Below are 13429 nucleotides of genomic sequence, written 5' to 3' on the forward strand. Positions count from 1 at the left end.
AACGGTGACCTCGTGTCACCGGACGGGCCGGGCGACGCGCGGCGGGGCGGTGCGGAACCGCCCCGCACGGCGTCACAGCGTCGGCGGCGTGAGGGTGCCGACCGCGCTCTCCAGCGCGGCGGCCACCCGGTACATCCGGTCGTCGGCCATCGTCGGGGCCATCACCTGCAACCCGACCGGCAGCCCGTCGGAGAGACCGCACGGCACCGAGATGCCCGGACCGCCGTACAGGTTGGTCGGGATGGTGAAGAGGTCGGCCAGGTACATCTGGTACGGGTCGGAGGTGCGCGCGCCCAGCGGGAACGCCACGAACGGCGTGGTCGGCGAGATCAGCGCGTCGACCCGCTCGAACGCGGCGGTGAAGTCGCGGGTGATCAGCGTACGGACCTTCTGCGCCTGCCCGTAGTACGCGTCGTAGTAGCCCGACGACAACGCGTACGTGCCGAGCATGATCCGCCGCTTGACCTCGGGGCCGAAACCGGCCTCCCGGGTCAGCGACATGACCTCCTCCAGCGACCGGTTGCCGTCGTCGCCGATGCGCAGACCGAAGCGCACCCCGTCGAAGCGGGCCAGGTTGGAGGAGCACTCGCTCGGGGCGATCAGGTAGTAGGCCGGCAGCGCGTACGCGAAGTTCGGGCAGGACACCTCGACGATCTCCGCGCCCAGCTTGGTCAGCGTGTCGACGGCCTCGTTGAAGGCCGTCATCACGCCCGGCTCGGCGCCCTCGCCGACGAACTCGGAGACGATGCCGAGGCGGACCCCGGTCAGGTCGCCGGTCGCGCCGAGCTTCGCGGCGGCCACCACGTCCGGCACCGGGGCCGGGATGGAGGTGGAGTCACGCGGGTCGTGGCCGCCGATCGCCTCGTGCAGCAGCGCGGCGTCCAGCACCGTACGCGCGCACGGGCCGGGCGTGTCCAGCGAGGAGGAGAAGGCCACCAGGCCGTACCGGGAGGTGCCGCCGTAGGTCGGCTTCGCGCCGACGGTGCCGGTGACCGCGCCCGGCTGGCGGATCGAGCCGCCGGTGTCCGAGCCGATCGCCAGCGGCGCCTCGTACGCGGCCAGCGCCGCCGCGCTGCCCCCGCCGGAGCCGCCCGGGATGCGCTCGGTGTCCCACGGGTTGCGGGTCGGCCCGTACGCCGAGTACTCCGTGGAGGAGCCCATGGCGAACTCGTCCATGTTGGTCTTGCCGAGCATCACCGTACCGGCGGCGCGCAGCCGCTCGACGATCGTCGAGTCGTACGGCGGACGCCAGCCCTCCAGGATCTTGGAGCCGACCGTGGTCGGCACGCCCCGGGTGGTCAGCACGTCCTTGACCGCGACCGGCACTCCGGCCAGCGGACCCAGCTCCGCACCGGCGGCCCGCCGGGCGTCCACCTCGCGGGCGGCGGCGAGCGCGCCCTCGGTGTCGACGTGCAGGAAGGCGTGCACCCGGTCGTCGACCGCAGCGATCCGGTCCAGGTGTGCCTGGGTCACCTCGACCGCCGAGGTCTCACCGGAGGCGACCAACCCGGCGATCTCGGTGGCGGTGAATCTAGTCAGCTCGCTCACGATGCCACATCCTCGTCCAGGATCCGCGGAACGCGGAACCGCTGCTCCTCGGCGTCGGGCGCGCCGGACAGCGCCTCCTCGGGGGTCAGGCCCGGCGTCACGACGTCCTCGCGGAGCACGTTGGTCAACGGCACCGAGTGCGAGGTCGGCGGGATGTCGGCGGCGGCGACCTCGCCCACCTGGGCGACCGCCTGGAGGATCACGTCGAGCTGGCCGGCGAAGGTGTCCAGCTCCTCCTCCGTCACGGCGAGCCGCGACAGTCGCGCCAGGTGCGCGACCTCCTCGCGGGAGATGGCGGCCATCGGTGCCCCCTTCGTGGCTGTCCTGCGTCTGCGTACGCCCACCGCGCGGCGTGCGACGCGACGCGCGGTGACCGGAGCGAGTCTATTGTTCCGCGCCCGGCCCGCCGCCCCCGGCTCCCCGGGGCGTCCGGCTCCCGCCGACCGGAGACCTGGCCGGGCGGGCGGCGTCGCGGCGGCCCGGCCGCGGGTCACCGAGGGCTGCGGCGGGGTACGTCCGGCTCGTCGTGGCCGCCGAGCGGGCGTACCGGTCGGTACCGGCCCAGCCAGGCGACCAGTTCCTCGGCCGGCATCGGCCGTGCGTAGAACCAGCCCTGCGCGGCGTCGCATCCGGCCGCGTGCAGCATCCGCCAGGTCTTCTCGTCCTCCACGCCCTCGGCGACCACCCGCAGCCCGAGCGCCTTGCCCAGCTCGATCGTCGACCGGACGATCGCCGCGTCGTCGGAGTCCTCGGTCATCCCGAGCACGAAGGACCGGTCGACCTTCACCTCCGACAGCGGCAGCCGGCGCAGGTGTTGCAGCGACGAGTAGCCGGTGCCGAAGTCGTCGAGCGCGATGCCGACCCCGATCCGGTGCAACCGGGTGATGGTGGTCAGCACCCGGCGCGGGTCGGCCATCAACGCGCCCTCGGTGATCTCCAGTTGCAGCCGTTCCGGTGCCACCCCGTAGCGGGTCAACCGATCCGCGATCTGGTCGGCGATCTCGCCGGTGTGCAGGTCCCGCACGCTGACGTTGAGCGCCGCCCGCAGGCCCAGACCGGCCGCCGACCACTTGGCCAACTGTTCGACCACGTCGTCCACCACCCGACGGGTGAGCAGGCGCATCACGGCGCTCTGTTCGGCGACCCGGATCAGTTCCTCCGGGTCGACCATGCCCCGGCGCGGGTGCCGCCACCGCAGCAACGCCTCGACCCCGACCACCTCGCCGGTGGCGATGGCGATCTGCGGTTGGTAATACATCGTGATCTCGCCCGCGTCCCCGGCCGGGTCGCCGCCGAACGCGGCACCGGCGGAGGGCGTGCCCTCGTCCCCCGGCCGGTGGGCGCCGACCGGTCCGGACCACGGCTCACCGGGGAGCGCCGCCGGATCGGCGGGCCGGGCGGTACGGCGCAGGATCGGGTCGGCACCGGTGACGATCCGGGCGATCAGCTCGTCGTCGGACGCGACCACCGGCGGCCGGTGACGACGGCGGAACCACCGGCCACCGCCGGGCTGCCGCACCACCGAGGTGGTCAACGCCGCCCCGTCCCCGCCCCGCACCACGGGCGCGGCGTCCCCGTCCCGCGCCACCGGCGCGGTGTCCCCGTCCCGCACGCCGTCCCGCGCCACGGGCGCGTCACCTGGGGCGTCGGGCACGGCGGAGCGGCCCGCCGCACCCGCGTCCAGCACCCGGCGTAGGTCGGCCAGCAGGCCCAGGCGCTCGGCGGAGTTGTGGTCGGACTCCGCGGTGTAGACGGCGACCGTGTCGTTGCGGTGCTTGGCGTCGTACATGGCCACGTCGGCGTGGCGCATCAGGGTGGCGAAGTCCTCGCCGTGCTCTGGGTACAGCGCGATGCCGATCGAGCCGCCGACGTCCAGCGGCAGTCCGTCCAGCGGCACCGGCTCGGCGAGGACCCGCACCACCTGGTCGGCCAGGGCGCGGGCCTGGGTGACGTCGTCCACCCCGGTCATCACGATGGCGAACTCGTCGCCGCCGAGGCGGACCACCAGGTCCGACGCCGGCACCACGTCGGTCAGTCGGGCGCTCACCTCGACCAGCAGCCGGTCGCCGACGGCGTGCCCGAGGGCGTCGTTGACGTTCTTGAAACGGTCCAGGTCGATCAGGAGCAGGGCCAGGCGGGCGCCGGGTGCACCGCGTGCGGCGCGCTCGGCGTGCCGGTGCACCTGCTCGTTGACCTCGCTGAGCAGCGCCTTGCGATTGGGCAGCCCGGTCAGCGGGTCGAGGGCGGCGAGCTGGTGCTGCTCCACGGTGAGCCGGGCCATCCGGTAGACCGCGAACAGCGGCACCAGCACCAGCGGCACCAGCGCGGAACTGGCCCGGGCGGCGGTGACCAGCACCGGGGCGAGCAGCAGCAGGGACCCGGTGGAGAGCAGCTCGAACGGCAGTCCGTGGCGGGCGTTGGGCCACCACCGTTCGCCGAAGCGCAGCCGGACGGCCGTGGTGACCAGCCCGTAGTTCACCACGAACCAGGCCACCCCGGCACCGCCGATCGCGGCGATGTCGGTCCACCCCAGACCGCCGGCGTCGAAGATGCCGCCGGGCCCGAGCCGGGTGACGGCGTACGCGGCGGCCAGCGAGCAGGCGTACTGCCCGGCGTTGAACGCGACCCGCCAGGGGGCGTGCCGCATCCGGGCCCCGGAGACCAGCACGGCGACCGCCTGCACCGCGACCGCCGGGCCGAGACCCCAGCCGAGCAGGATCGCGAAGATGAAGCAGGTCGACGGGAAGACCGCGGACGAGGAGGGCCGCCGGCCGGGCGGCAGGAACGGACGCGCGTCGCAGGCGACGGCGAGCACGGCCATCGTCCAGAACGCCGCCGGCAGGTCCGGCAGCGTTCCGGCGAACGAGACCAGCGGCCCGACGGAGAGCAGCACGGCCAGGAGCAGCACGAGGCCGACGAAGACCGAGAACGGCGCGGTACGCCCGGGCGGGACGAGGTTGCGCGGATCGGGCGGCTCCATCACACCTCCCGCTACAGGACGCGACGCGTGGGTTCACGCGCCGTGTCCTAATGAAACGCCCCCGACGACCGGAAACCAGGTACGACAGCCACGAATCGGTCGTAGTCGTAATTAAGTTGGTATCCGGGCGAGTCCCCGCAAGATCGGCAAGTGCCTCACTCCTCGACGCGGGCCACCGCGCGGGCCGCCTCCGCGCCGGAGTCGAGCAGCACCCGGAAGCCCTCCTCGTCGAGGATCGGCACCTTCAGCCCGGCCGCCTTGTCCGCCTTGGACCCGGGGTTGTCGCCGACCACCACGAAACCGGTCTTCTTCGACACCGAGCCGCTGACCTTGCCGCCCCGGGACTGGATCGCCTCGGCGGCCTGGTCCCGCGAGTAGCCGGCCAGGGTGCCGGTGACCACCACGGTCACCCCCTCCAGCGGTCGCGGCCCCTCCCCCTGCGCCTCCTCGGCCATCCGGACGCCCGCGTCGGCCCACTTGCGGATCACCTCGCGGTGCCAGTCGACGGCGAGCCACTCCCGGATGCTGGCCGCGATGGTCGGCCCGACACCGTCGACGGAGGACAGCTCCTCCTCGGACGCGGCGTCGATCGCCTCGATCGACCGGAAGTGCCGGGCGAGCGCCTGCGCGGCGGTCGGCCCGACGTGCCGGATGGAGAGGGCCACCAGCACCCGCCACAGCTCGCGTTCCTTGGCGACGGCGAGATTGTCGAGCAGCTTGACGGCGTTGCTGCCGAGGCTGCCGTCCTTGTTCACGAAGAACGGCGAGGTGGCCAACGCGTCGGCGTCGAGCGAGAACAGGTCGCCCTCGTCGGTGATGACCTGCGCGTCGAGCAACGCGGCGGCGCTCTTGTAGCCGAGCGCCTCGATGTCGAACACCTTGCGCCCGGCCAGGTGATAGACCCGCTCGCGCAACTGCGCCGGGCAACTGCGCGAGTTGGGGCAGCGGATGTCGACGTCACCCTCCTTAGCCGGGGCGAGCGGGGTGCCGCAGGCCGGGCAGACGGTGGGCATGACGAACGCCCGGGCGTCGGGCGGACGCAGCTCGACCACCGGGCCGAGCACCTCGGGAATCACGTCACCGGCCTTGCGGATGACCACCGTGTCGCCGATGAGCACCCCCTTGCGCTCCACCTCGCGCGCGTTGTGCAGGGTCGCGTACGCGACGGTGGAGCCGGCCACCTTCACCGGCTGGAGCAGCGCCCGGGGCGTGACCCGACCGGTCCGTCCCACCTCGACCTCGATGTCGAGCAGGGTGGTGTTGACCTCCTCGGGTGGATATTTGAAGGCGATCGCCCAGCGGGGTGCCCGGCTGGTCGAGCCGAGCCGGCCCTGGATCGGCACCGGGTCGACCTTGACCACCACGCCGTCGATCTCGTGCTCCACGTCGTGCCGGTGCGCGGCGTAGTGCGCGATGTAGTCCCGGACGCCGGCCAGGTCGGGCACCACCCGCCAGCGGTCGCTGGTGGGCAGCCCCCAGGCCCGCAACGCCGAGTACGACTCGGACTGGGTGGCCGGCTGGAAGCCGCGCCGGGCACCGATGCCGTGCACCACCAGACGCAGCGGTCGGGACGCGGTGATCCGTGGGTCCTTCTGCCGCAGGCTGCCGGCGGCGGCGTTACGCGGGTTGGCGAACGGCGCCTTGCCCTGCTCGACCAGGCCCGCGTTCAGGTCGGCGAAGGCGGCGACCGGAAAGTAGATCTCGCCGCGCACCTCGATCAGCTCGGGGACCGGGCCGAACTCCACCGAGTCGGTCAGCCGGCCGGGCACGTCCCGGATGCTGCGCACGTTGGCGGTGACGTCCTCACCGGTGCGGCCGTCGCCCCGGGTCGCCGCCCGGACCAGTCGCCCCGACTCGTAGGTGAGGTTGATCGCCAGCCCGTCGACCTTCAGCTCGCACAGGTAGGGCACCGGGCCGCCCGCGTCCCGCTCGACCCGCTCGGCCCACGCCGCCAGCTCCTCGTCGGCGAACGCGTTGTCCAGCGACATCATCCGTTCGGCGTGCGCGACCGGGGCGAAGTCGGTGGAGAAGGTGCCGCCGACCCGCTGGGTCGGCGAGTCCGGGGTGCGCAGCGCCGGGAACTCCTCCTCCAGCGCCTCCAGCTCCCGCAGCATCCGGTCGAACTCGGCGTCCGAGACGGTCGGCGCGTCGAGCACGTAGTAGCGGTACTGGTGCTCGGTCAACTCCTGGCTCAGCGTGGCGTGCCGTTCCCGGGCCTGCGGGGTGGGCTCGGCGCCGGCCGCCGCCTCCTGCGCCGCGCTGACCTGCTCGCCGATGGCTTCCTCGGACACCCCGCGACCTCCTGTGATGGGTACCCCGGCACGGTATCCGGCGGGTCGGACAGTTCGCCGACAACCCCACCGGTTCCCGCCGGTCAGCGCCGCTCCCCGCCGGAGGTCGGCGCGTGTTCGGCCAGCGATGAGCGCTGCCGGGCGGCGGTCAGCGCTGCCAGGCGGTGGCGAGGGCGGCGAGTTGGTCGGCGTACTCGATGCGACCGGCCCAGTCGGCGGGCCAGGCGGCGACCCCCACGGCGGCGCCGACGAAGGCCCCGGCGAGCGCGGCGATCGAGTCGGAGTCACCGGCGGTCCGGGCACCCCGGGCCAGTGCGCCCACCGGGTCGTCGGCGTGCCGGACGGCGCAGTACAGCGCGGTCGCCAACGCCTCCTCGGCGATCCAGCCCTCACCGGTCCACCGGCACGGGTCGCCGCTGTCGTCGGGGCCGGCGAGCGCCGCGTCGAGCCGGGCCAGCACCCGCAGGCACTCGTCCCAGCCCAGGGCGATGAACTCGGCGGGCGACCGCGCGCCCGCGCGCTGCCACAGGTCACCGAGCCAGTCGCCCCGGTAGACCTCGCGCTGCTCGTGGGCCCGCGCGGTGAGCCGGCCGGGAATCTCGGCCGGCGCCGCGCCGTCGACCAGCAGCCGCACCGCGTACGCGGTCAGTTCGCTGGCCGCCAGGCCGGTCGGGTGCCCGTGCGTCAGCCCCGCCTGGAGCTGGGCCAGTCCGGCGGCGGTGTCGAGGTCGACGTCGAGCAGCCCGACCGGGGTGACCCGCATGTTCGCCCCGCAGCCCTTCGACTCGACCTGACTGGCCTGCTGCCAGGGCAGCCCACGGGACAGCTCGGCACAGGCCCGCAGGCAGGTCATCCCGGGCGCGCGGTTGTTGTCCGGGCTGGCCGCCCAGGCCAGGAAACGCTGCCGCAGCAACGGCTCGACGACCTCGGGCGTGTACGCGGGCGCGTCGTGCAGCGCCCAGCCGACCGCGAGCGCCATCTGGGTGTCGTCGGTGACCAACGCCGGATCACCGACCAGGTCCCGAGGACCGGTCGGGCCGTACCGCCGCTCGATCTCGGCCACGGTGAGGAACTCGGTGGGCTTGCCCAGGGCGTCACCGTAGGCGAGTCCGAGAAGCGAGCCGGCGGCCCACCCGGGCACAGGACTGATCATGCTGGTGATCATGCCCGCTCGGGCGGGCCGGCGCGATGGTCAGACGTCCCAGCAGAGGCAGAACGGGTGCCCGGCCGGATCGGCGTAGACCCGGGAGCCCTCGCCCTCCCCCTCATCCGGCAGCCGCCGCGCGCCCAAAGCCAGCACGGCCCGCTCAGCGACCTCGATGTCGTCGACGGTCACATCGAGGTGTAACTGTTGTGGCCGTTCCGGGTCGGGCCAGTTGGGCGGACGCAGGTCGGGTGCCTGCTGGAAGGCGATCCGGGGCTGGTGGCCGGGATGCCCGCCCAGCACCACCCACTCGTCACCGTCGCTGTCCTCCTCGATCAGCGGCAGGCCGAGCAGTTCGGCGTAGAAGGCGGCCAGGGCGCGCGGGTCGGGGCAATCGATCACGGTGGTACGCAGTCGTCCGATCATGCCCGGCATGCTGCCACGCCCGCCGCGCCGACACCTCACTCCTCGGCGATCCGCCGCCCCGCGTCGCGGCAGGCGGACAGCACCGCGCGGACGTATGCCGGGGTGGCGCCGGCCAGACCGCAGGCGGGGGTGACCACCACCTGCTCGGCGAGCCGGCAACGCGGGAAGCCGAGCCGGTCCCAGAGGGTGCGGACCCGGTCGGCGACCTGGGCCGAGGTCGGCGCGCGACCGGCCGGGGCGGTGCTCGGCGCGGCCCCGGCGAACAGGCCCAGCCCGGCGTCGATCGCCTCGCCCAGCGGGTCCAGGTCGGTGACCAGGTCCAGGTCGAGGGCGACACCGACCGCGCCGGTGGACCGGATCAGGTCCAGCGGGACGTCCGGGGCGCAGCAGTGCACCACGGTGGGTACGCCGACCGCCTCCACCACCGCGCCCAGCAACGCCCGCGCGTCCTCCGGCTGCACCGCCCGGTACGTGCCGAAGCCGCTCTCGGTGGGCACCCGGCCGGCCAGCACCGCCGGCAGCGACGGTTCGTCCACCTGGAGCAGGACGGTTGCCCGGGGTACCCGGCGGGCCACCGCCGCCACGTGCGCGCGCAGCCCCTCGGCGAGCGAGCCGACCAGGTCGCGTACCGCACCGGGGTCGCGCACCATCCGGCCGCCGACCGGCAGCTCGACCGAGGCGGCGAGGGTGAACGGACCGGGTGCCTGCACCTTGATCGGACCGGCGTACTCCTCGGCCTGCTCGGCGAGCTGGTCGAGGTCGCGTTCCATCAGGTCCCGGGCGCGGCGCAGGTCCCGGCCGGGGCGCAGGGCGACCCGCCAGCGCGCCGCGTACAGCTCCACCGGCAGCTCGACCAGCAGACCGGCACCGCGCCCGATCATGTCCGCGCCCGGGCCACGGGCCGGCAGCTCCGGCAGGTGGGGCAGGGCGGGCAACTCACCGAGGACGATCCGCTGCGCCTCGGCGATGTCGGTGCCGGGCAGCGATCCGATGCCGGTCGCCGCGCCCGCAGGCCAGGGCCAAACCTGATCACTCACGGCCGAAGGGTACCGGTCAGTCGGTGATCGTGGCGGAGCCGAGCACGATGTCACCGGCCGGGTCGGGGCGGTACGCGACGATCGCCTGGCCGGCAGCGACTCCCCGGACCGGCTGCCGCAGGTCGGCACGGAACGCGTCACCGTCCACGGTGACCTCGGCCGGCACCACGAGACCGTGCGCCCGCAACTGCACCTCGCACTCGATCGGGCCGTCGGGGCGTGGGCCACCGGTCCAGACCGGGCGGGTGGCACGCACCTCGGCCACCTCCAGCGCCTCGGCCGGGCCGACGGTCACCGTGTTGGTCGTCGGGGTGATGGAGAGCACGTACCGGGGTCGGCCGTCCGGGGCCGGGCGGTCCAGGTGCAGGCCACGCCGCTGGCCCACGGTGTACGCGTAGGCACCGGCGTGCGTGCCCACCACCGCGCCGGTGCTGGCGTCGACCACGTCGCCGGGCGTCTCGCCGAGCCGCTGGGCCAGGAAGCCCCGGGTGTCGCCGTCGGCGATGAAGCAGATGTCGTGCGAGTCGGGCTTGTCGGCCACCGCCAGGCCCCGGTCGGCGGCCTCCTGCCGGACCTGCGCCTTCGTCGAGTCACCGAGCGGGAAGATCGAACGGTCCAACTGCGCGCGGGTGAGCACGGCCAGCACGTACGACTGGTCCTTGGCCAGGTCGACGCTGCGCCGCAGCAGCCCGTCCGGCCCGAGTCGGGCGTGGTGGCCGGTGACCACGGCGTCGAAGCCCAGGGCCACCGCCCGGTCCAGCACCGCGGCGAACTTGATCTTCTCGTTGCAGCGCAGGCACGGGTTGGGGGTACGTCCGGCGGCGTACTCGGCCACGAAGTCGTCGACCACGTCTTCGTGGAAGCGGTCGGCCATGTCCCACACGTAGAACGGGATGCCCAGCACGTCGGCGGCGCGGCGGGCGTCCCGGGAGTCCTCCAGGGTGCAGCAGCCCCGCGCTCCGGTGCGGTAGGTCTGCGGGTTACGGGCCAGCGCCAGGTGCACGCCGGTGACGTCGTGCCCGGCCTGCACCGCCCGCGCCGCCGCCACGGCGGAATCCACGCCGCCGGACATCGCCGCCAACACCCTCACCCGGACCACGCTCCCTTCCCACCGAGCCTATCTCCGCGCCGCCGGTCGGCGGTCGCCCCGGTCCGTCCCGGTCCGGCGTCGAAGCCGGGCGTCACCTGGTCCCACCGTGGGGTGTCGGCCACTGCCTCAGCGCGGCGTCCGCAGCGCTGCCGCCCGCCGGGCCCGGTCCACGGCCCCCGGCAGGGCGGCGATGAGCGCGTCGACCTCACCGGCGGTGCTGGTGTGGCCGAGCGAGAAGCGCAGCGAGGAGCGGGCCCGGTCGTCGTCGGCGCCCATCGCGAGCAGGACGTGCGAGGGCTGCGCCACCCCGGCGGAGCACGCCGAACCGGTCGAGCAGGCGATGCCCTGGGCGTCCAGCAGGAGCAGCAGCGCGTCGCCCTCGCAACCGGGGAAGGAGAAGTGCGCGTTGCCGGGCAGCCGGTCCGTCGGGTCGCCGTTGAAGACCACCTCGGGCACCGCCTGCCGGACCCGCTGGACCAGGTCGTCGCGGAGTGCGGCGACCCGGGTGGCGTACTCCTGCTGGCCCTTGACCGCCGCCTCGACGGCGACCGCGAAGGCGACGATGCCGGCGGTGTCCAGCGTGCCCGACCGCACGTCGCGCTCCTGGCCGCCGCCGTGCAGCAGCGGCACCGCCGCAACGTCCCGACCCAGCAGCAGCGCGCCGATGCCGACCGGGCCGCCGAGCTTGTGGCCGGTAACGGTGAGCGCGGCGGCGCCGCTGGCGGCGAAGTCGACCGGCACCTGGCCGACCGCCTGGATCGCGTCGGTGTGGAACGGGACGCCGTACTCGGCGGCGACCGCGGCCAGCTCGCCGACCCGCTGGACGGTGCCGACCTCGTTGTTCGCCCACATCGCGGTGACCAGGGCCACCCGATCGCCGTGCGCGGCCAACTCGGCGCGCAGCGCGTCGGAGTGCAGCCGACCGGTGCCGTCGACCGGCAACGAGCCCACCTCGGCGCCCTCGTGCGCGCCCAGCCAGTCCACCGCGTCGAGCACCGCGTGGTGCTCGACGGCGCTGGAGACCACCCGGATCCGCCCGGCGTCGGCGTCCCGGCGCGCCCAGAAGATGCCCTTGACCGCGAGGTTGTCGCTCTCCGTACCGCCGCCGGTGAAGATCACCTCGGACGGCCGGGAGCCCAGCGCGGCGGCCACCCGTTCCCGCGACTCCTCGACCCGCCGCCGGGCGCGCCGGCCGGACGCGTGCAGGGAAGACGCGTTGCCGACCTCGCGGGCGGTCGCGACGTACGCCTCCAGTGCCTCGCCGAGCATCGGAGTGGTCGCGGCATGATCCAGGTAAGCCATCACGGCTCAGCCTAACGACCACGCCCGCCTGGACGGCAGGCCGGAGTGCTCACGCCGGAACCGCCGTCACCACGACGTTGTCGCGATACCTGCGGGCCTGGGCGTCGAACGGTCCCCCGCACGTGATCAGCGTCAGCCGGGGCCGGCCGTCACGGGCGAAGTACCGCTCCAGCGGGATCCTCGTCTTGTCGTACTCCTCCCGGGCGACGACCCGGTAGCCGCGCGGGGTGCCGTCCGCGCCGGTGACCGTGAGCGTGTCGCCCGGCGCCAGCTCCCGCAGTCGCCAGAAGGCGCCCCGGCCCTGCTCCGCGCTGTCGACGTGCCCGGCGATCACCACCGAACCGGCGTCGGCCTCCAGCCCGGGACCGAAGCGGTACCAGCCGATCCGGTCCACGCTGGGCGGTACGTCGAACTCGCCGCTGCGCGCGTCCACCCCGACCGGGTCGACCCGCGCGACGACCTCGATGGCGGGGATGCGCAGGCGTACCGGGGGCACCGGGGTCGCCGCGTCGGGCAGCCCGCCGGGGCGTACCGCCACGCTCGGGCCCACGGTCGACGGGGTCGGGCTGGCCAGTGCGACGGCCTGCTCGGCGCCGACACTGCCGGACGGGCGGGAGGCGACCGCCACCGCCCCGGCCACGGTGAGCGCGGCGGCGCCGGCGGCGAGTGCCGCCAGCGCCGCACGGTTGACGACGCTCACCGGCGACCCGGGACGGTACGGGCCACCCGGACCCCGCCCAGCAGGAGCAGCAGCACCCCGGCACCCGCCAGGACGTACCAGCCGGTGGTCAGCCCGGTGCCCGCCTCGCCGCCGGTGCCGCTGGGCACGCCGGAGGGCGCCGAGTGCAGCCCGGTGATGGTCTGCGCCACGATGTCCAGGTTCTCGGCCTCGGCGGAACCGATGGCGTAGACGATCGTCGCGGTCCCCTCCCGCAGGTTCAGGTCGGCGGGTCCGATCACCACCGTGTCGGTGCCGGCGAGCGCCACGTCCGCCGAGACGCTGCCCGCGTCCACGTCGCCCTTGGCCTCGTTCGGGTTGGTCAGGTCCTCGAAGACCGGCGTGCCACCGGCGCGGACGTCCACCGCCGGGGCGGCGGCGGTGTGTCGGACGATCAGCCGGGCCTTGCCGGCGTCCACCCTGGCGGTGTCGTTGACGAACGGCGTGATCTTCGGCTTGCCCTCGGCGTCCAGGTGGGCGGCGAGGCTGAGGTTCGCCCCGCCCGGCACCTCGGCGTCGTCCACGGTGAGGATGGCCTGTCCGATCGGCTCGCCCGGCTTGGTCAGCGCGATGTCGTACCGCCCCTCGGACAGGTCCAGCGGACCCGCCACGTCACCGGGCTTGAATCCCTCGAGCGTCTTCTCGCCGTTGACGTACACGTCGACCGGGGTGTCCGGGATGCCGTGCACGACGGAGACCTTCGAGGTGGCGGCGTAGGCCGGGGTGGCGGTGGCGACGCCGGCGGCGACGAAGGTCAGCGCGGCGGCCGCGCCGCCCGCGGCGATCCGACGAAGGTACGCGAGCTGCATGTCTGCCTCCTGATGGTTCGTACTGGTTCGTTGGTGTTGCTGACATCCCGAGTTACGCCGGTACGTCGCCGCCTGGATGCGCCG

The 13429-nt window shown here is 74.2% G+C and carries 11 protein-coding genes; all 11 read right to left on the bottom strand.

Features of this window, described 5'->3' with window-relative positions; genetic code table 11:
- Nucleotides 1-72: 72 nt before the first annotated feature.
- Nucleotides 73-1548 carry an Asp-tRNA(Asn)/Glu-tRNA(Gln) amidotransferase subunit GatA gene (gene gatA, locus ACIBO1_RS21780; RefSeq protein WP_396749291.1) on the bottom strand — a complete coding sequence of 492 codons (1476 nt, stop codon included), beginning with the start codon at nucleotides 1546-1548 and terminating at the stop codon, nucleotides 73-75.
- Nucleotides 1545-1850 carry an Asp-tRNA(Asn)/Glu-tRNA(Gln) amidotransferase subunit GatC gene (gene gatC, locus ACIBO1_RS21785; RefSeq protein WP_350693519.1) on the bottom strand — a complete coding sequence of 102 codons (306 nt, stop codon included), beginning with the start codon at nucleotides 1848-1850 and terminating at the stop codon, nucleotides 1545-1547. Before gatC ends, gatA begins: the two co-directional genes overlap by 4 nt.
- 188 nt (nucleotides 1851-2038) lie before the next feature.
- Nucleotides 2039-4528: a putative bifunctional diguanylate cyclase/phosphodiesterase gene (locus ACIBO1_RS21790; RefSeq protein WP_396749295.1), complete on the bottom strand. Its 2490-nt coding sequence runs from the start codon at nucleotides 4526-4528 to the stop codon at nucleotides 2039-2041.
- 155 nt (nucleotides 4529-4683) lie between these two features.
- Entirely contained in the window at nucleotides 4684-6819 is a 2136-nt protein-coding gene (gene ligA / locus ACIBO1_RS21795) for an NAD-dependent DNA ligase LigA (RefSeq protein WP_396749298.1), read from the bottom strand.
- 148 nt (nucleotides 6820-6967) lie between these two features.
- On the bottom strand, nucleotides 6968-7972 hold the full coding sequence (locus tag ACIBO1_RS21800; RefSeq protein WP_396749301.1) for an ADP-ribosylglycohydrolase family protein: 1005 nt from the start codon (nucleotides 7970-7972) through the stop codon (nucleotides 6968-6970).
- A 39-nt stretch (nucleotides 7973-8011) separates the two neighbouring features.
- Nucleotides 8012-8389, bottom strand: coding sequence for a VOC family protein (locus tag ACIBO1_RS21805; RefSeq protein ID WP_396749303.1), 378 nt, complete (start codon nucleotides 8387-8389; stop codon nucleotides 8012-8014).
- Nucleotides 8390-8424: 35 nt separating this feature from the next.
- Nucleotides 8425-9426: a methionine synthase gene (locus ACIBO1_RS21810; RefSeq protein ID WP_396749306.1), complete on the bottom strand. Its 1002-nt coding sequence runs from the start codon at nucleotides 9424-9426 to the stop codon at nucleotides 8425-8427.
- Nucleotides 9427-9442: 16 nt separating this feature from the next.
- The gene (mnmA, locus tag ACIBO1_RS21815; RefSeq protein WP_396749308.1) at nucleotides 9443-10516 is read right to left on the bottom strand and encodes a tRNA 2-thiouridine(34) synthase MnmA; all 1074 of its coding nucleotides are present in this window, start codon (nucleotides 10514-10516) and stop codon (nucleotides 9443-9445) included.
- Between the two features lie 126 nt (nucleotides 10517-10642).
- Nucleotides 10643-11818 carry a cysteine desulfurase family protein gene (locus tag ACIBO1_RS21820; RefSeq protein WP_396749310.1) on the bottom strand — a complete coding sequence of 392 codons (1176 nt, stop codon included), beginning with the start codon at nucleotides 11816-11818 and terminating at the stop codon, nucleotides 10643-10645.
- Between the two features lie 49 nt (nucleotides 11819-11867).
- Complete coding sequence (locus tag ACIBO1_RS21825; protein ID WP_396749313.1) at nucleotides 11868-12518, bottom strand: class F sortase; 651 nt, start codon at nucleotides 12516-12518, stop codon at nucleotides 11868-11870.
- Nucleotides 12515-13345, bottom strand: coding sequence for a DUF4397 domain-containing protein (locus tag ACIBO1_RS21830; protein WP_396749316.1), 831 nt, complete (start codon nucleotides 13343-13345; stop codon nucleotides 12515-12517). The genes ACIBO1_RS21825 and ACIBO1_RS21830 overlap by 4 nt, the downstream gene beginning before the upstream one ends.
- Nucleotides 13346-13429 lie beyond the last annotated feature (84 nt).

This window comes from Micromonospora sp. NPDC049903 (assembly GCF_044460945.1).
In the GTDB taxonomy this organism is placed as follows: domain Bacteria; phylum Actinomycetota; class Actinomycetes; order Mycobacteriales; family Micromonosporaceae; genus Micromonospora.

Coding starts and splice junctions, on each gene's coding strand:
- ACIBO1_RS21830 (WP_396749316.1), bottom strand. CDS start 13,345: ATGCAGCTCGCGTACCTTCGTCGGATCGCCGCGGGCGGCGCGGCCGCC.
- gatC (WP_350693519.1), bottom strand. CDS start 1,850: ATGGCCGCCATCTCCCGCGAGGAGGTCGCGCACCTGGCGCGACTGTCG.
- ACIBO1_RS21820 (WP_396749310.1), bottom strand. CDS start 11,818: ATGGCTTACCTGGATCATGCCGCGACCACTCCGATGCTCGGCGAGGCA.
- ACIBO1_RS21800 (WP_396749301.1), bottom strand. CDS start 7,972: ATGATCAGTCCTGTGCCCGGGTGGGCCGCCGGCTCGCTTCTCGGACTC.
- ACIBO1_RS21805 (WP_396749303.1), bottom strand. CDS start 8,389: ATGATCGGACGACTGCGTACCACCGTGATCGATTGCCCCGACCCGCGC.
- ACIBO1_RS21790 (WP_396749295.1), bottom strand. CDS start 4,528: ATGGAGCCGCCCGATCCGCGCAACCTCGTCCCGCCCGGGCGTACCGCG.